At 55.0% G+C, this 17,421-nt stretch carries 17 protein-coding genes; all 17 read right to left on the minus strand.

The features are described 5' to 3' along the window. Positions 1 to 155: 155 nt before the first annotated feature. The 17 genes from ABS784_RS10965 to ABS784_RS11045 all read right to left on the minus strand — a co-directional run bounded on the left by ABS784_RS10965 (position 156) and on the right by ABS784_RS11045 (position 17,150). Complete coding sequence (locus ABS784_RS10965; protein ID WP_015376050.1) at positions 156 to 605, minus strand: Lrp/AsnC family transcriptional regulator; 450 nt, start codon at positions 603 to 605, stop codon at positions 156 to 158. A 206-nt stretch (positions 606 to 811) separates the two neighbouring features. Continuing rightward, positions 812 to 1,699, minus strand: a complete 888-nt coding sequence (gene spoIIQ, locus ABS784_RS10970) for a stage II sporulation protein SpoIIQ (protein ID WP_021321921.1) — start codon at positions 1,697 to 1,699, stop codon at positions 812 to 814. Between the two features lie 188 nt (positions 1,700 to 1,887). Further along, positions 1,888 to 2,919 carry a stage II sporulation protein D gene (gene spoIID / locus ABS784_RS10975; RefSeq protein ID WP_011232807.1) on the minus strand — a complete coding sequence of 344 codons (1,032 nt, stop codon included), beginning with the start codon at positions 2,917 to 2,919 and terminating at the stop codon, positions 1,888 to 1,890. Between the two features lie 568 nt (positions 2,920 to 3,487). Beyond that, a complete protein-coding gene (murA, locus tag ABS784_RS10980; RefSeq protein ID WP_014196941.1) occupies positions 3,488 to 4,792 on the minus strand; it encodes a UDP-N-acetylglucosamine 1-carboxyvinyltransferase in 1,305 nt (434 codons plus the stop codon). A gap of 31 nt (positions 4,793 to 4,823) precedes the next feature. Then, on the minus strand, positions 4,824 to 5,579 hold the full coding sequence (locus ABS784_RS10985) for a YwmB family TATA-box binding protein (RefSeq protein ID WP_011232809.1): 756 nt from the start codon (positions 5,577 to 5,579) through the stop codon (positions 4,824 to 4,826). Between the two features lie 260 nt (positions 5,580 to 5,839). Further along, positions 5,840 to 6,079 (minus strand): DUF1146 family protein, encoded by a 240-nt coding sequence (locus ABS784_RS10990; RefSeq protein ID WP_014196942.1) that lies wholly within the window; start codon positions 6,077 to 6,079, stop codon positions 5,840 to 5,842. A gap of 378 nt (positions 6,080 to 6,457) precedes the next feature. Beyond that, positions 6,458 to 7,951, minus strand: a complete 1,494-nt coding sequence (nuoN, locus tag ABS784_RS10995; protein ID WP_014196943.1) for an NADH-quinone oxidoreductase subunit NuoN — start codon at positions 7,949 to 7,951, stop codon at positions 6,458 to 6,460. Positions 7,952 to 7,955: 4 nt separating this feature from the next. Then, entirely contained in the window at positions 7,956 to 9,533 is a 1,578-nt protein-coding gene (locus ABS784_RS11000) for an NADH-quinone oxidoreductase subunit M (RefSeq protein ID WP_011232813.1), read from the minus strand. Then, on the minus strand, positions 9,530 to 11,383 hold the full coding sequence (nuoL, locus tag ABS784_RS11005; RefSeq protein ID WP_025039089.1) for an NADH-quinone oxidoreductase subunit L: 1,854 nt from the start codon (positions 11,381 to 11,383) through the stop codon (positions 9,530 to 9,532). Before nuoL ends, ABS784_RS11000 begins: the two co-directional genes overlap by 4 nt. Positions 11,384 to 11,400: 17 nt before the next feature. Beyond that, positions 11,401 to 11,706: an NADH-quinone oxidoreductase subunit NuoK gene (nuoK, locus tag ABS784_RS11010; RefSeq protein WP_011232815.1), complete on the minus strand. Its 306-nt coding sequence runs from the start codon at positions 11,704 to 11,706 to the stop codon at positions 11,401 to 11,403. Beyond that, complete coding sequence (locus tag ABS784_RS11015) at positions 11,703 to 12,224, minus strand: NADH-quinone oxidoreductase subunit J (protein WP_079935635.1); 522 nt, start codon at positions 12,222 to 12,224, stop codon at positions 11,703 to 11,705. The genes nuoK and ABS784_RS11015 overlap by 4 nt, the downstream gene beginning before the upstream one ends. Next, on the minus strand, positions 12,221 to 12,640 hold the full coding sequence (nuoI, locus tag ABS784_RS11020) for an NADH-quinone oxidoreductase subunit NuoI (RefSeq protein ID WP_013146600.1): 420 nt from the start codon (positions 12,638 to 12,640) through the stop codon (positions 12,221 to 12,223). Before nuoI ends, ABS784_RS11015 begins: the two co-directional genes overlap by 4 nt. Positions 12,641 to 12,889: 249 nt before the next feature. Next, positions 12,890 to 13,891: an NADH-quinone oxidoreductase subunit NuoH gene (gene nuoH, locus ABS784_RS11025; RefSeq protein ID WP_011232819.1), complete on the minus strand. Its 1,002-nt coding sequence runs from the start codon at positions 13,889 to 13,891 to the stop codon at positions 12,890 to 12,892. After that, entirely contained in the window at positions 13,888 to 14,988 is a 1,101-nt protein-coding gene (locus tag ABS784_RS11030; RefSeq protein ID WP_014196947.1) for an NADH-quinone oxidoreductase subunit D, read from the minus strand. Before ABS784_RS11030 ends, nuoH begins: the two co-directional genes overlap by 4 nt. A 3-nt stretch (positions 14,989 to 14,991) precedes the next feature. Continuing rightward, positions 14,992 to 16,275, minus strand: coding sequence for an NADH-quinone oxidoreductase subunit C (locus tag ABS784_RS11035; RefSeq protein WP_062899054.1), 1,284 nt, complete (start codon positions 16,273 to 16,275; stop codon positions 14,992 to 14,994). A gap of 3 nt (positions 16,276 to 16,278) precedes the next feature. Continuing rightward, positions 16,279 to 16,791 carry a NuoB/complex I 20 kDa subunit family protein gene (locus tag ABS784_RS11040; protein WP_011232822.1) on the minus strand — a complete coding sequence of 171 codons (513 nt, stop codon included), beginning with the start codon at positions 16,789 to 16,791 and terminating at the stop codon, positions 16,279 to 16,281. Continuing rightward, entirely contained in the window at positions 16,782 to 17,150 is a 369-nt protein-coding gene (locus tag ABS784_RS11045) for an NADH-quinone oxidoreductase subunit A (RefSeq protein WP_011232823.1), read from the minus strand. Before ABS784_RS11045 ends, ABS784_RS11040 begins: the two co-directional genes overlap by 10 nt. Between the last annotated feature and the right edge of the window lie 271 nt (positions 17,151 to 17,421).

Below are 17,421 nucleotides of genomic sequence, written 5' to 3' on the forward strand. Positions count from 1 at the left end.
TTCGCATTTTTTGTATCCTCTATTTTCCCTATGCATACCTATCTTAAAATCTCAAGTACAACTTGTGGTGAAGAGCCAATTTTTTATTATGAATAAAAAACGCCCCTTTACGGGACGCTTTTTACCGGGCTTCACGGCCCTACCAGAGGCGGCGGCTACAACTTCAACCCCGTCCGGCTCTTGAAGCGGCGCAGCAAAATATGACTCTCCACTCTCGTGATGCCTTCTAACGCATACAGTTCATTGTTGATGAATTTTTCGAGGGCGGCAAAATCTTCAACGAGGACATGCATATGGAGTGTGCTCGGGCCTGTCATTTGGTAGCAGCTCGCTACATTCGGGTTTTCGGCCAGCTTTTGCGCTACTTCGACCAAATACGCTGGTTCACAGTCGACCTCGAAAAACGCTGAAACTTGCTTGCCGAATTTCTCTGAATTGATGACAACGGTGAACTTTTCAATCACACCGTGCTTGACGAGCTGATTGACCCGCTCGCGGACGGCGACGCGCGAAAGGTTCAGCTTTTTGCCGATGTCGACGTACGACATGCGGCCATCTTCAATCAACAGTTCAAGAATTTTGCGGTCGATGTCATCTAGTTTCATCGCCTTGTCACCCGCCTAGCATCCATTTTTCTATCATTATAACGGCTCTAGCATGAGGTTAAAAGCTTTTTCAATCCCCGTCCGCAGCCCCTGCGGTGCAAAAGTCTCGTGAAACGACGATGAAAAAAGACCCGCCCGCTTGTCTTGGCAAACGGACAGGCCTTTTCGTCGCGTTTTTCGTTTCCTCTTGCTCGACGCCTTGTCGATTACGCTCTTGCCATGCCGATCGAGGCGTCTGGCGTTTTGTAGGATGAAGCGTCGTTGTTTTCGTCTTGATTGTTGTCGCTTGGCGTCGTCGAATGGTCGTCAGCCGATGGTTGTTCATTCGCTGGGTTTTCGTCTGTCGGCGCTGTTTCGTCACTTGGCATCAATTCTTTTTCTTTGCTCGTGGCGGCGCGATCGGTTCCCGTTTTGTCTTCCGCTTTGTCAGTCAAAGCCGTCAACGGTTTGTCGACATAGTCGATCGGGTTGACCGCCCGGCCGTCTTTGCGAATTTCAAAGTGGACGTGGATGCCGGCTTCTTTGTTGAATTCGCTTTGCCCTGCCTTGCCGATCACTTCGCCTTGTTTCACCGTGTCGCCGGCTTCGACTTTCACATCAGCGAGCGATTGATAGACGGTCGTGACCCCTTGTTCATGATTGATTTCGACAACATATCCCAAAATCGGGTCTTTTTCCGCTTTCGTCACCGTGCCGCTTAAGGAAGCGGTGACATCAAACGTTTTGCCGTCTTGGCGCACAAGATCGATGCCTTGGTTCGGGTGGTACGTATGATCATAAAAGACGAGGGCTGCTTCCTGTTCTGCTTCCGATGCTTTGTCATCGTAGAATGGCGTTTTCACTTGCACCACATTTGGATCAAGCACCGGCATCGCAATCGTTTCGACCGTTTCATTGACCGGAACAGCCGGATTTTCTTGCTGGGCGGTGCCGTTTTTCGCCACGTTGTCTCTGCCCGTATTCTCCTCTTTGCCCAATTGGAACCAAAGCGCACCAGCGACGATTAATGCGGCAGACGATAAATAGATCGCCGGAAATACCCAACGTTTGCGGAACAGACGCTTCAGCGACGATTGTTTTTGTTCCTCTCTCATGTTCATCACCTCAGCAACCATTTTGAACAGAAAGAGGAAAAGATATACACATAGAAAATAATTTTTTCACTTATTTTTTGACATTCGACTAGATTTTATGCAAAAAAATGAGGGGCGCATGGCGAGGGGCGTCTCCCTGCCGTTTGCCCCGAACATTTGACAGAAAACCGGGGCGGCAGAACCCCGGTTCATCCATTTTTCGCGGTCAATTTGTTTAAAAACGCCGTCGCCGACGAAATATGAACGCCGCGGTAATAATATTTGACGATGTCAGCGTACGTTTTCCCTTCTTTGGCCATAAAGTTGGCTCCGTATTGGCTCATGCCGACGCCATGGCCGTAGCCTTTCGTCGTAATGATGATGTCATCTCCGTTGCGCACCCAGGTGAAATCACTCGACGGCAATCCGAGCCGTTCGCGCACATCGCGGCCCGTAAACGTCTTGCCGCCAATCTTCACTTCGCCGACGCGTCGGCCGGGAGTGCGCGATACAATGACGCCGACTGAGCCGTCAGCGGGCAGTTCGACCCCCAGTCTTCGCTCGAATTCCGCCACTGGCATCGTTTTTCGCTGGTAAAACTTTGGGGATTGTTTGTCCCATGGGCTGGCGACGCTTTTTAAATACGGAAAATCGCTTTGCCAATAGGCTTCCGAATTTTCCGTATAGCCGTTGCTTGTCGAAAAAAACAGCGCCTCGATCGGCTCATTGTTGTATGTCAAAATTTGCCCTTGCGTGTCCATCACCGCTTTTGTCACTTTTTTCATTTTCCAATCGTAGTCGCTGCCCCATAGTTTTCGCAGTTCGTCATCGCTGTAATAGACTTGATGAGCCACCGTGTCGGTCACATTCGCTCCTTTTGGCAGGCGAAACGGCTGGTTGGCGAGCAATTGCTTCACGATGTACGTTCTTGCCGTCAACGCTTGCGCCTTTAATGCCTCGAGTTCAAATTCGGCCGGCATTTCCGCCGCAACGACGCCGATGACGTATTGCTCGAGGGGAATATGTTCGACGCGTTGTTCTTTGCTTCGATAGACCGCCACGTCGATGGACGGTCCTTCGGCTGCCTGCGACCGTTGGACTTGTTCTTGCTTGTGCAGTTGTTCGGCCAATTTGGCCACCTTCCCGTCATAAAATGGAAGAACGAGCGCCGTCGGAATGACGAGGATGGCGACAAACAGCGAGAGAGCGAGCGCCATCACCGGTTTCAGTCGTTTCACCATAGCCGAGCCCCCAATATGCATTTTCCAAGCACAAGCGGACATCGCGAATGAATGCCTGCGTTGGCTTCGGTTCGTTACTATAGTTATGGGCTCGGACAAGTATATATGACAGTTTTCTTTCCAGCCAAAACCTCCATGAGCGCGTTTCGCACTCCGCCTAAAAGGCTGGTGAAAAACAACGGATTCGCCCAGTTTGTGAGAAATCGCAAGGAATGACGCTATGGTGTTGCAAGGTTTTTCCATTTGAGAAACACTGTTGGAGAACAGCATTTCCCCTTAAATCGCCATCCTGCTAAACATGAAGCCGTTGAAAAAAGTCGGTGACTGAATAGGGGGCGATGGAACAAGGGGGTTCTCGAAAGCACATGTTTCACCACCGTCGCGACTTGCTTCGCGCGATGCGATCAAGCTTATGGTGAAATTTCATACAGACGGTCTTTCTCTGAGCTTCAAAACAGACCGTTAGGAACGAACGGTTGTTTTTTTACCGTCCTTCGACGGTCGCCCGTGTTCCAAGAAAAAACGACCATTCCCTGCTCGAAGGCAGTTCACGGTCGTTTTTCGCTCTTTATCCGTTCCATTGGATCGTTTGAATTTGGTCGAATTGTTCTGTTTCTTCGCGGACGCGTTCAATGTCGGCCCCAAGCGCAGCCAACTTTTCGTGGAAGCGGACATACCCGCGGTCGAGATGACGAAGCTCGGTCACGCGCGTGTAGCCGTCCGCCGCGAGTCCAGCCAAAATCAACGCCGCCGCTGCGCGCAAATCGGTGGCCGCCACTTCGGCGCCTTGCAGCTGGCACGGGCCATTGATAATGACGGAACGCCCTTCAATTTTAATATCGGCGTTCATGCGCCGGAATTCCTCCACATGCATAAAGCGATTTTCAAACACCGTCTCGGTGATCATGCTCGTGCCTTCCGCTTTCAACAAGAGAGCCATCATTTGCGACTGCATGTCGGTCGGAAAGCCCGGATATGGCATCGTTTTAATGTCGACGGCTTTCAGCTTTTCCGGACCGATGACACGCAAGCCGCTTTCCTCTTCAATGACGGTCACGCCCATTTCTTCGAGTTTAGCGATCAGCGAGCCTAAATGTTCCGGAACGGCTCCTTGCACGAGGACATTGCCGCCGGTGATTGCCGCCGCCACCATAAACGTGCCGGCTTCGATGCGGTCCGGAATGACCGTATGCGTTGTGCCGACGAGCTCGTCAACTCCCTCGATTCGAATCGTTCCGGTGCCGGCGCCGCGCACTTTGGCGCCCATCGCGTTCAAAAAGTTCGCCAAATCGACGATTTCCGGCTCTTTCGCACAGTTTTCGATCACAGTCGTGCCTTCCGCGAGCACGGCGGCCATCATAATGTTTTCCGTCGCCCCGACGCTTGGAAAGTCCAAATAAATTTTGGCGCCGCGGAGCCGTCCGTTCACTTCCGCATCGATAAAGCCATTGCCGACTTTCACAGACGCGCCCATCGCTTCAAATCCTTTTAAATGTTGATCGATCGGGCGCGAGCCAATGGCACAGCCGCCCGGCAGCGCCACGCGGGCTCGGCCGTTGCGCGCCAACAGCGGCCCCATGACAAGCACCGACGCGCGCATTTTTCGCACATATTCAAACGGCGCTTCCACCGTCAACGGACCGGTGGCATCGACGGTGACCGTCTCGTCGGCAATGTGCACATCGGCGCCTAAATAGCGGAGCACTTCACTGATTGTATATACATCGGAAAGAGCAGGCACATCATGAATCGTACTTGTTCCTTTCGTAGCCAATAAAGTGGCAGCGATGACAGGCAAAACGGCATTTTTTGCGCCTTCCACTTTGACGGTGCCGCTCAACCGGTTTCCGCCACGGACGATGATCTTTTCCAAGGTATTCCCCTCCGCGTCCAATTTCTCTATATTAGTATTCAATGGTAATGATTGGGGTTCCAGCAACGACGCGCGTCTTGCCGCCCAATTTTTCTCTCAAGGCGAGTTGCAGGTTGATCGGCTGATGATTGGCGGCCGGGAGAACGTTCTTCCACTGCCCAGTATATGCAGACAGGGAAACGAGTGACTCTTCCCGCAGCCACTCGACAGGCGTCGCTTGAAAATCGCGAAGCAATTGAGAAGCTTGATCGAACAAACCACCTTCCATATTACCACTGAACTCGCCTTCAATACAAGCGAAAAATGTAGAGTGATTCACAAATAGTCCGTTCGTCGTTTTTTGAATGTGCTGTGCTGCTTCTTTCCACCCAGCTTGGCTCCACGTTGGGCCGGTCGCTTCATAGAGGATATACGTTTGCGGCGTTCCATTTGTGACGGTCATCACGAGCTGGATTTGTTCACGAAAAAAGGAATGTTCATTCGTGCCGATCACTTTTTGCCAATGGCTAGTTTGGTGGAACGTCCAGCGGAAGGAGCGGTATGTTTGTTTGAACTCCGCCATTTTTTTGAAAAAGTCCGCATCATTTTGAATATCGTGGGCATACTCTCTTGTGTACACGACCCAGCGGCCGAGCGAGGCACCGTGTTGCGCCAATGTGTGCGCCATCATTTCCAACGGTTCGGACCATTCGTTCCCCCGCGCGCCTTCCGTCCGGTATTGCCCTGCGGCCAACAACAAGACCGCGGCGGCCAGCGCCATCAGCCAACAGATTGGATTTTTTCTCATCTTCGTTCCCTTCCTCTCCTTACTTGTTATTGTTGCCACCGGGCAAGGGAACATACGTCAAAAAAATCGACAACCGGCGATTTTTGAAATCGCTTTCATAAATAAACATCAAAGCGGAGGGCAAACAGCCGAGAATCCATGGAAGAAGGGGACGGGACGGGGAGCAAAGAGGCGGCGGCAAGAACGGATCGGCCGGACAGAGGGCGGGGCAAGCGGACAGTTGGAGGGGGAGCCGAAGCACCACGGCGCCCCGGGCCTCCCTATTCGCGGAACAAATACGGCAAATCGGTTGACCAAGCCCAATAGTCAAGGAAAAAGTTCGCCACCGTCGAGCCGATGGCAATCGTCAATAAAATGTACAGCAGCCGCCCTTGGACGACGCGGTTCGGCCGAAGCAGCACCTCGAGCCGCACCGCCTGCAGCGTCCACCACGTCACCGCTAGAAACGCCAAATGAACGATAATCGAAATCAACGCTTGTTGGCCGATGACCAGCATCATCAAGTTTCACCTCTTTCTCAAGCATATGTGAAACGGCGCATACGAAGCATTTCCTCTTTTTCGGAACGCGGCGTGCAGCCAAAGCACTTCATGCGTTTCGAAAACAGATTAAGCGTCGCATGACAAGCTCTTCTCCCCCGAAACAGCACCGGCCGCACATCCAAGGTGCTCCTCGTCCCGAAACAAAGCCAGCGGGATGAGCATTCCCCTCTTTCTATGAAAATGCGCAGGCCTTGAAACTTTCATGCTAGGTGGAAAGCAAACATTGCTCGATGGAGCTTTCCTGCGCAAAGCACGCAGCGCATCCCCTCCTTTCCAAACGAAGCCGGCGGCGCAAAAAAAGAGGAGAGGCATTCTCCCTCTCCCTTTATTCTACCGTTACGGCAAAAAATCGCCAAAATGCCCAAACTGGGCAAGCATATCGTAAGCAAGCCCCGGCGCCCAGCCGATCGCCAACGTTCCAAGCGCGCAAAGAACGACGGCGGTCGACAGCCCGGCCGGCAGCCGGCCAAGCGGCGCGGTGAACGTCGGGCGGAAAAAGAGCTGGACGATCAAATTGAAATAATACACGTACGAGATGACGGTCGTGATCGCCATCACGGCGGCGAGCACATAATGGCCCGGCTCTGTGACGACAAGGCCGATGAAAATATGCAGCTTGGCGATAAAGCCAGCTGTTCCTGGGATGCCGGCGAGCGAGAGCAAAAACAGCCCGAACGCCGCAGCCAGAAATGGGCGGTGCCGATATAAGCCGGCGAGCCCATCCAAATCATCGGATCCGGTTTCATTGACAATATGGGCAATAATGGCAAACGCCCCGATGTTCATCAACGTATAGACGAGCAAATACATCCAGAGCGAATCGATCATCGCCCATGACATCGCGGCAAACCCCGCGAGCAAGTAGCCGGCGTGGGCGATGCCTGAGTAGGCGAGCAGCCGCTTTAAACTCCGCTGCCGAAGCGCCACGACGCTGCCGATGATCATCGTCAATCCAGCTAACACGGTGATGATCGGCTGCATCGACAAAAGAAGCGATGATGGGTCACGCCCTTCAGACGGCGCCGCGGCAAAGATCGTCACCAGCAAACGGAGAAGAAGGGCAAAGCCGGCCGTTTTCGACACGACGGCAAAAAACGCGGTCGCTGGAACGGGCGCTCCTTCGTACACGTCCGGCGCCCACATATGAAACGGAACAGTCGCCAGCTTAAACGAAACGCCGATGAGCAAAAGCAGAAACGCCAAAGCAAGCATGTACGGCTCGTTCGTCTCCTGCAAGCGGCGCGCGATGCCGCCGAGATTCGTCGTTCCGGTCAAGCCGAACACATAACTCATGCCAAACAGCATGATGGCGGTGGCGATGCCGCCATTGATGACGTATTTGAGCGCCGCCTCGTTCGATGCCGGCGCCGTTTTGCGCAAACCGGCCAAAATGTAGGACGACACCGAAAGCAGCTCAAGGCTGACAAATAATGTAAGCAAATCGCCGCTAGACGCCATCATCATCGCCCCAAGCAGCGCAAACAACATCATATAGACAAATTCGCCGCGGTGCGGACTGCCTTCTTTCGGCGCCCATTCGGCCACTAAAAGCAGAGCGAGCGCTCCGCCAGCCAGCAAAATGAACTTGAACGCTTTGGCGAACGCATCGAGCCGGAACGTATCATGCAAAATCGATGCCGACCCGGCCGGGATCATCGCCGCTGTCGCGATCATGGCGAGCGCCGCCGCCGCCGCGGCGCCCCAAGCAAGCGGCCGGCGGCTTCGATCACTCGGCAGCGCCAAGTCAATCACCAACAGCGCTATGGCGGCCGCGAGGACGATCCATTCGGGCGCCATCATGCTCCAATCGGATTGCCATACATCGTTCATGTGATCAACCCCCTAGCCCGTTCATCATCGTCTTGACGACGGCCGTAAGCGGCGCGGCCAATAGCTGTGGATAGACGCCGACGGCCACGATCAACGCGACGAGGATGAACGCCGGCACAGCTTCTTTTCCTTGCAAGTCAACGACGCCCCCTTGCGGTTCACCTAGGCTTGCCGCAGATGCTTGCGGCTCACGCCAGCCCATGACCGCTTCCCGCCGGTCGCGGGGGCGGCCGAACGTGATATCAAGGACGGCTTTCAGCGAATAGACAGCGGCGAAGATCAATCCAAGCGCACCCACGGCGGCAAGGGCCGGCTTCGTTTGAAACAGCCCGAGAAACGACGTGAATTCACCGACAAATCCCGCCAGCCCCGGCAGACCGAGCAAGGCGAGCGCCGCTGTGAGCAAATACCCGGAAAAGAGCGGCATCGCTTTCGTCAGTCCACCAAGCCGGTTGATGTCCGTTGTTCCCATTCGATGAGCGAGCACGCCGACAAGCAAAAACGACAAGGCCGAGATGAGTCCGTGAGCCACCGATTGAAAGACCGCTCCTTGAATGCCGGCCTCATTCAACGCACCGAGTCCGATGAGCACGACCCCCATATGCGACACGCTTGAGTAGGCGAGCACGCGCTTCAATTCGCGCTGGCGAAGCGCCAACAGCGCGCCGTACAGCACGTTGATGACGCCAAATAGAGCGAGAACGCCGGCAAACGAGCGGAACTCATCCGGAAACAAGCCGACCCCGAAGCGAATCATCCCATACGCTGCGATTTTCAGCAACACCCCGGCATGAAGCATCACCACCGGCGGCGGCGCTTCGACGTGGACGCGGATGAGCCAGCAGTGGAACGGAACAGCCGGCAGCTTGACGGCAAATGCCAACAACAGCCCGCCGAGCAGCCAGCGACGCCCTTCCTCCGTCAACGGCGCAATCAGTTGCCCTTCCGCCGCTGGATTATGTAACATTTCATGAAGCAAGGCAAAGTTCGCTGTTCCAGTTCGGGCAAGCAGCACCGCGATCACAACAAGCAACAAAGCCGAGCCGAGCCCGTTGTACAACAAGTAGCTGTACGCCGCCCGCTCGCGCTCAAACCCGCCCCACTTGCCGACAAGCAAAAACATAGCGACCAACGTCACTTCTAAGAAGAGGAAAAACCAAACGAAATTGGCGGCGGAAAATACGCCGAGCATGCCAATCTCAAGCGCCAGCAGCCAGAGAAAATACCCTTTTTTCTCCGTTTTGACAAGCATCGACGCCAAAGCGGCCAACGTCGCCAACACCGCGGTCAGAACGATAAAGACAAGCGACAGCCCATCGATGCCGAGCTCATAGCGGATCACATACGCCGCGTCCGTCAAAAATGGCAGGTCAGCAAGCCGCACCCAGTCCCGCGCTTCGTCGAGCCGCTCGAGGCGAAACCCGCGCCCGGACTGAATGAAAGCAAACAACGCCAAAATGAGCGGCGGTACGGTGGCAGCCGTTCCGAGCCATTGAATCATTCGTTCATCCGTTTTGCGGACAAACATCAGCAACACGATGCCTAACAGCGGCGAAAAGACGAGCAGCGATAAAAACATCATAGCCAGTACCCCCCTGTTAAGGCGAAAATGACGACCAAAATCGCCAATCCGGCCACCGTCACCGCCCCATACGTCTGCGCCTGCCCGTTTTGCCCGCGCGACCCAGCCGAGGCGGCCGCGCCGACAATGCCGGCGGCAAGCCGGGCGAGCCCTTCAACAAGGAAGCGGTCGACATACGTCAACAGGCGGCTGATCCATGACACAAGCGACACGACCGTCAAACGGTAAATGTCATCGATGTAGTAATGACGGCGCAGCAGCTCATCAACATACGGAACACGCGCGGACAGCCAATCGCGCGGCATTTTCTGCGCCCCGTACATCAGCCAAGCGAGAAAAATCCCTGCAAACGACACGATCGTCGCCAAAACAGCGATCCATCCCGGCGCCGCTTCATGACGATACGCTCCATCCGTCAACCATTCGCCAAGGAACGAGCCAAACCATGGCGTTTGCATGTATCCGGATGCAATCGACAGCACGCCGAGCACAAGCATTGGCGCCACCATCGAGGCTGGCGCTTCATGAGCATCCTCATGATGCCGCGCTTTGCCGGCAAAGACGAGGAAAAAGAGCCGGAACATATAAAACGACGTCAACAGCGCGGCAGCGACCGCGAGCCAAAAGAGGAGGCGCGGCCCGTTCGTCCAGGCGGCGGCCAAAATTTCGTCCTTGCTGAAAAAGCCGGCGAATAGCGGAACCCCGCTGATCGACAGCGCCCCAATGAGGAATAGCGGCGCGGTCCATGGCAGCCGCCGCCAAAGCCCGCCCATTTCCTCGATGTTTTGCGTACGGACGGCATGAATGACGCTCCCGGCGGCCAAAAAGAGGAGCGCTTTAAAGAACGCATGCGTCGTCAAATGGAAGATGGCCGCGACATAGCTGCCGGCGCCAAGCGCCAACATCATATAACCGAGCTGGCTGATCGTCGAATACGCGAGGACGCGCTTAATGTCCGTCTGCACCAAGCCGATCGTCGCGGCGAAAATCGCCGTCACCCCGCCGATCGTCGCCACAGTCATCATGGCTGCATGGCTTGCCTCATACAGCGGAAACAATGCCGCCACAAGGTACACACCGGCCGCCACCATCGTCGCAGCGTGGATGAGCGCCGACACCGGCGTCGGGCCTTCCATCGCGTCTGGAAGCCATGTATGGAGCGGAAATTGCCCCGATTTGCCGATGGCGCCGATGAAAATCAAGATCGCCGCGAGCGTCGTCATCCCCGGCGACAGCGTCCCGTCGCCGACGGCGCGGAAAATGTCGTCGTAATCAAAGCTGTGCGTTTGCCAAAAGAGCAACATCATGCCGATGAAAAAGCCAACGTCGCCGATGCGCGTCATGATGAACGCTTTTTTCGCCGCCGCTTTTGCTTCTTCCTTATAGAAGTAAAAACCGATCAGCAAAAACGATCCAAGCCCGACGAGCTCCCAAAAGATGTACGCCTGCAGCAAATTCGGCGACAGCACAAGACCGAGCATCGCAAACGTAAACAGGCCCAAATACGCGTAAAAGGTGGAAAACCGTTCATCGCCAGCCATGTACCCTTGCGAATACACATGGACGAGCCAGCTGACGAGTGCGACGACGACGAGCATCCAAGCGTTTAGGGCGGTGGCGGAAATCCCGACCGTCAACGTCACGCCGCCTATCGTCATCCATGTCCAGTTTGCCTCATACGTCGACCCGCCGAGGCGGTCCACAAGCACCGCGAGCGCCAAAAGCAGCGACAAGAACGCCGCGGCGATGCCGACATAGGCGCTTGCCTGTTTCCATCTCCGTCCGAACAGCAGCAACAGAATGAACGAACCAAGCGGGAACAGCGGCACAACCCAAGCTAGGTTCATCATCGTTCCCATCCCCTTCTCTAATGTTTCAACGAATTGGCTTCATCGACTTGAACCGTCTTCCGGCTGCGGTAAAAAGCGATGAGCGCAGCTAAGCCGACGGCTGCTTCCGCCGCCGCCACGGCGATCGCAAACAGCGCGAACACATGCCCGTGAACGCTGGGATGGGCGCCGTATTTGGCAAACGCGACGAAATTGATGTTAACCGCATTTAACATCAGCTCAATGCAGATGAGCACAATGACCGTATTCCTCTTCGTGAGCGCCCCGTACAGCCCGATGCAAAACAAGATCAGCGCCAACGCTAAATAGGCCGATAATGTCATTCGTCTTCCGCCCCCTTGCCGTCTTTTTTCGCCAACACGATCGCGCCAATTAAGGCGACAAGCAAAATGACAGACACGATTTCAAACGGAATCGTATAATACGAGTAAAGCAACTTGCCGATCGCCTTAGCGTTGTCGCCCGCCAGCGCGCTGCCGTCAGCGCTGAAGTCGAGCTGGCGGATGCCGAAGTAGACGGCAAGGCCGAAGGCGATGACGGAGAGGGCGGCAACCGCTTTATGCCAGACGCCGCCGGTGGTTTGGCGCTCCCTTTCGTCTGTGTGATGGCGCGTCAGCATGATCGCAAACAGCATGATGATCGTGATGGCTCCGGAATAGATGAGCACTTGCACAACAGCGACAAATTCGGCGGACAACAGCACGTACAGCCCGGCAATGCCCAAAAATGTCATGACGAGGGCGATGACCATATGGACGACGTTCGTCAGCTGGAGCATCGTCACTCCCCCGGCAATCGCCGTGAGGGCGAGCAAGAAAAAGGCGATGTCCGTTCCGCTCACGGCTTATTCTCCCTTCTTATGTTCGTATCGTTTTCATCAAGCCAGGCCAAATCTTTATACAGAGCGTCGCGGCTGTATTCCGCGAGCTCAAAGTTGTTCGTCATGACAATCGCTTCCGTTGGGCATACTTCCGTGCACAAATCACATAAAATGCAAATTTCAAAGTTGATGTTGTACGTCTCAATCACTTTCCCTTTTTTCGTCGGATCGGGATGTTTTTTCCCGGTCAGCTGGATGCATTCGGTCGGGCAAATGTTGACACACTGGTTGCACACGATGCATTTTTCGGGATAAAATTTCTGGATGCCCCGAAACCGATCCGGGAGCGGGAGCGGTTCGTGCGGGTAATCGTACGTCACTTTTTCGCGCGTCAACTCTTTTAACGTATACGCCAATCCTTTCATCAACCCTATCATCCGTCTACCCCTCTCATGGGAAAAGTGGCGTTCCGACACGACCTCTGCCCGAAGGAGGAGGCCATGCTCATGGGCGGCTGCCCCCTTCCTGGCAAGACAAGTTGCTTTGTTTCTTTAGAGGACTGGCGAAAAACGACCGATTTCGCCGAATCCGTTGCTTTTGGTTGAAAGAGAGACGTTGATTTTACAGGACTTCTCAATTTGAGAAAAGTCCGTTTTTCGCGACTTTTCACTAAATCACCGGCTTTTTTAGAAAAACCACGCTTTAACGACCGCCGTCAGCACAATGTTGACGAGCGAAAGCGGAAGCAGCACTTTCCAGGCGAACTCCATCAGCTGGTCGGCGCGCACGCGCGGAAATGTGGCGCGAAACCAAATGAGGACGAAAACAACCGCACAAAACTTCAGCGCAAACCAGACCGCGCCAGGAATCCAGCCGAGAAAGGCGACCGGATGCCAGCCGCCGAGAAACAAAATCGTCACAAGCGCCGCCATGGCGAACAAATACACATACTCGGCGAGCATAAAGAACGCCCAACGGAATCCGGAATATTCGACATGAAAGCCGGCGACCAACTCGGACTCCGCCTCCGGCAAGTCAAACGGCGTCCGGTTCAACTCGGCCACCGCGGCAATGAGGAAAATCAAAAACGCCAACGGCTGGGCGAAAATGAACCAGACGTCTTTTTGCGCCGCAACGATGTCGACTAAATTCATGCTTCCAGCCAAAAGCACGACGCCAAGCGCTGACATGACGAGCGGAATCTCATAGGAAATCATTTGCGCGGCTGCCCGCATGCCGCCAAGCAGAGCGTATTTGTTGTTTGACGCCCAGCCGCCGGCGACAACGCCGACGGTCGTCAAGCCGGAGACAGCGATATAATACAGAAGGCCGACGCCAATATCGGCGAACCGGAACGCATCGGTAAACGGCAATACCGCCAACACCATAAACGACGGCACAAAGGCGATGATCGGCGCCAGCACGTAGAGCGGACGGTCGGCCGCTTTCGGGATCGTATCCTCTTTCAAAAGCAGCTTCAACACATCGGCAACGGTTTGCAGCAGTCCGAAGCGGCCGCCGACTTGGTTCGGGCCGATGCGCCCTTGCATAAACCCCATCACTTTCCGTTCAGCCAAAATGCCGTATGTGACAAAGGCGAGCACAACCGCCAAAAGCAGCGCCCCAAGCCCGAAAAACAGGGCGATGTTCGACCAGCCAGGCGTGGATTCAAGCCATTGTTCCATCATCCGTCGACCTCCCCAAGCACAATGTCAATCGACCCAAGAATGGCGATGACATTGGCCAAGTTTTCCCCTTTGAGCAGCTTCGGGAGTATTTGCAAGTTGTAAAACGATGGGCGCCGGAATTTGAGGCGGTACGGCTCTTTTTTGCCGTCGCTCGCAATATAGCAGCCGATCTCGCCGCGCGGCGCTTCGATGCGGACAAATGTCTCACCCGGCGGCGCTTTAATGATGCGGGGCACTTTTCCCATGATCGGCCCCTCAGGCGGAAATTGCTCGCACGCCTGCTCGATGATGCGGAGCGACTGTTCGATTTCCGCCATCCGGCATTCATAGCGGGCGAGGCAATCGCCGCCCTCGCGCACCGGCACGTCAAAATCAAAGCGGTCATAGATCGAATACGGTTCATCTTTGCGCAAATCCCATTTGACGCCGGTCGACCGCAAGTTGACGCCGCTCAGCGAATAGCTGATCGCCTCTTCTTTCGTATACCGCCCGACGCCGGTGACGCGCTGGCGGAAAATTTCATTGCCGGTGACAAGCTCATGATAGCCGTGAAGTTTCTCCCGCATGTACGGAACGAACTGCTTCACTTTGTCAATCCAACCGTCCGGCGCATCCCATTTGACCCCGCCGATGCGCATATAGTTGAACGTCAACCGCGCTCCAGACAGCTCATTTAATAGATTAATAATCATTTCGCGTTCGCGGAACGCGTACAAAAACGGGCTCGTCGCGCCAAGGTCAAGCAAGTACGTCCCCCACCAGACAAGGTGGCTGGCGATCCGCCCAAGCTCCATGGCGAGAACGCGCAAATATTCGGCCCGCTCCGGCACTTCAATGCCCATCATCGTTTCGACCGCATGGCAAAGCACATAGTTGTTCGTCATCGCTGATAAATAGTCCATCCGGTCGGTGTACGGGATGATTTGCGTATATTGCAGCCCTTCGGCAATTTTCTCCGTTCCGCGATGCAAATAGCCGATGACCGGTGTCGCTTCTTGAATGATCTCGCCGTCAATTTTTAAAATGAGGCGGAACACCCCGTGCGTGCTCGGGTGTTGAGGGCCGACGTTTAAAATCATTTCTTCTGTGCGCAGCATCATCTACACCTCCGCATCATACGGCTCGTAATCTTTGCGCAACGGATGCCCGACCCATTGTTCGCCGAGGAAGATGCGGATTAAGTTCGGGTGGCCGCGGAAACGGATGCCAAGCAAATCGTACGCTTCGCACTCCGGCCAGTTCGCCCCCGGCCAAAGCGGAACGAGCGAATCGACTTCCGGGTTGTCGCGCTCGATTTTGACTTTCAGCGCCACCGGCTGCCGGTTTGGATAGGAATACAAATGGACGTACACTTCCATATGCGTTTGAAAATCGGTGCCGTGCAGCTCGGATAAATAATCAAACCGAAGCTGTTCATGGCCTTTCAACAACTCGGCGACTTTGTAGTACGCCTCTTTTTTCACGACAAGCGTCGGCACATCTTTCGCCAGCCGGTTGATGTATGCATCCTCGAACACGTCCGAACCGAGATGCTCATGAATGATGCGGACATATTTCTCAAGCAGCGGATCGTTCGGCGACGGAGCGGCATACCGTCCGGTTCCTCCGTCAGTTTCTTCGGCCTTCGCCCGGGCGGCCGCTGCCGCTTTTTGTTTCGCCCCCTCATCGCCAGCGCCGCCTTGTTGCTTCGCCAAGGCCGCCGCCCGCGCTTTTGCCGCGGCCGCAGCTTTCGCTTTCGCCGCGGCGGCCGCTTTTTGCTTGGCTAGCTCGTCATCGTCGCCCGACGCTTCAGCGGCTTTTTGTTTGGCTAATGCAGCAGCTCTCGCCTTCGCGGCCACAGCTGCCTTTTTCTTCGCCAACTCAAGATCATCCTCCGCACCGCTTTCCGCCGCCTCGCGCTGTCTCCGCAGTTCCGCCGCCTTCGCCCGCGCTTCCTCCGCCGCCTTTCTCTTCGCCGCCTCGAGGTCGCCTTCGGTCGCCGCACCAGACGCAGCGGCCTCGCGCTGTCTTCGCAGCTCCGCCGCCCTCGCCCGCGCTTCCTCCGCCGCCTTTCTCTTCGCCGCCTCGAGGTCGCCTTCGGTCGCGCCGCCTGTCGCGGCTGCTTCCCGCTGTCTTCGCAGTTCGGCGGCCCTCGCCCGCGCTTCCTCGGCTGCTCGTTTTTTCGCCAATGCAAGATCGTCGGCCGATGCCGGTTCCGTTGCCTCTCCCTTCGTTGTTTCGAGCTGGCTGCCATTCGAATTCGGGGGCGTTTTCAAACTGCCCGTTTCGGCGGCTGACTTGGCCTGTTCATCTGCCTGCCTAGCCGCGAGCCGTTCGCGCGCCAGCTGTTTTGCCCGCTCAGCGGCTTCTTTTTTTCGCTGGGCCAAATCTTTTTCTTCATCCATCGGTTACAGCACCTTCTTCCCCGTTTTGGCTTCCAGTCGGATTTTTTCTTTTAATTTATGAATACCGTAGATGAGCGCTGCCGGGTTCGGCGGACAGCCTGGTATGTACACGTCCACCGGGACAATTTGGTCGACGCCTTTGACGACGCTGTACGATTTGACGTACGGGCCGCCGGCTGTCGCACACGAACCCATGGCGATGACCCATTTCGGTTCGGGCATTTGGTCATACAACCGGCGCAAGAGCGGCGCCATTTTTTTCGTCACCGTGCCCGAGACAATCATGACGTCCGCCTGCCGCGGCGAGGCGCGGAAAAACGAACCGAACCGGTCGAGGTCGTAATGGGCGCCGCCGACCGCCATCATCTCGATAGCGCAACAGGCAAGGCCGAACGTCAACGGCCAAAGCGAACTGCTTCGGGCCCATCCTTTCAACTGTTCCAACGTCGTCAAAAAGACGTTTCGCTTCACTTCTTCCATTTCGACGCCAGAAAAACCCTCCCATTTCACATCCATCGTAACACCTTCTTTTTCCAAGCATAGATAAGGCCAATGGCAAGCAAAACGATGAAAATGATCATTTCCACCAACGCGAACAAACCGAGTTGGTCATAGACAACAGCCCACGGGTACAAAAACACCGTCTCGATATCGAAAATGACAAACAGCAAGGCAAATAGGTAGTACCGAACTTGGAACTGAACGCGCGAGTCGTGAAAGGGATTGTTACCGCTTTCATACGTTGTCGCCTTTGCATCACTCGGCACGTGCGGCCGCAGCCACCGCCCGGCCGTGAGCGCCCCGATCGGCAGCAACACACCGAGGCAAAGGAAGACGAAGATGATCAAATAACTGTTTGCATAGATGTTGCTCAACCAGCTCGCCCCCTTCCGGTTTACTACATACGTATGGTGTTAATGATGAAATTTTTCAATAATTCCTTCGATTTCATTATAACATTTATATCCAGCCGTGTCAGCAAAACTTCAAGTTAACACTGTCAACACTGTATCCATTCATGTAAGCGCTTCATCTTTGTTGAAACGACGGAATGCGAGGAACGAAAAAAGAGAGAGCGTTTGCCTCTCTCCTTGACGGACGATTCTTCTGTTTTCATCAAAAAAAGCAGGGGAGTTTTCCCCTGCT

Source organism: Geobacillus sp. G4, assembly GCF_040327975.1.
Taxonomy (GTDB): Bacteria; Bacillota; Bacilli; order Bacillales; family Anoxybacillaceae; genus Geobacillus; species Geobacillus thermoleovorans.

Coding starts and splice junctions, on each gene's coding strand:
- ABS784_RS10965 (WP_015376050.1), bottom strand. CDS start 605: ATGAAACTAGATGACATCGACCGCAAAATTCTTGAACTGTTGATTGAA.
- ABS784_RS11035 (WP_062899054.1), bottom strand. CDS start 16,275: ATGGATGAAGAAAAAGATTTGGCCCAGCGAAAAAAAGAAGCCGCTGAG.
- ABS784_RS11040 (WP_011232822.1), bottom strand. CDS start 16,791: ATGGATGTGAAATGGGAGGGTTTTTCTGGCGTCGAAATGGAAGAAGTG.
- ABS784_RS10990 (WP_014196942.1), bottom strand. CDS start 6,079: ATGATGCTGGTCATCGGCCAACAAGCGTTGATTTCGATTATCGTTCAT.
- nuoK (WP_011232815.1), bottom strand. CDS start 11,706: ATGACATTATCGGCCTATTTAGCGTTGGCGCTGATCTTGTTTTGCATC.
- nuoN (WP_014196943.1), bottom strand. CDS start 7,951: ATGAACGATGTATGGCAATCCGATTGGAGCATGATGGCGCCCGAATGG.
- nuoI (WP_013146600.1), bottom strand. CDS start 12,640: ATGATAGGGTTGATGAAAGGATTGGCGTATACGTTAAAAGAGTTGACG.
- spoIID (WP_011232807.1), bottom strand. CDS start 2,919: ATGGTGAAACGACTGAAACCGGTGATGGCGCTCGCTCTCTCGCTGTTT.
- spoIIQ (WP_021321921.1), bottom strand. CDS start 1,699: ATGAGAGAGGAACAAAAACAATCGTCGCTGAAGCGTCTGTTCCGCAAA.
- ABS784_RS11030 (WP_014196947.1), bottom strand. CDS start 14,988: ATGCTGCGCACAGAAGAAATGATTTTAAACGTCGGCCCTCAACACCCG.
- nuoH (WP_011232819.1), bottom strand. CDS start 13,891: ATGATGGAACAATGGCTTGAATCCACGCCTGGCTGGTCGAACATCGCC.
- nuoL (WP_025039089.1), bottom strand. CDS start 11,383: ATGATGAACCTAGCTTGGGTTGTGCCGCTGTTCCCGCTTGGTTCGTTC.
- ABS784_RS10985 (WP_011232809.1), bottom strand. CDS start 5,579: ATGAGAAAAAATCCAATCTGTTGGCTGATGGCGCTGGCCGCCGCGGTC.
- ABS784_RS11000 (WP_011232813.1), bottom strand. CDS start 9,533: ATGATGTTTTTATCGCTGCTCGTCTTTTCGCCGCTGTTAGGCATCGTG.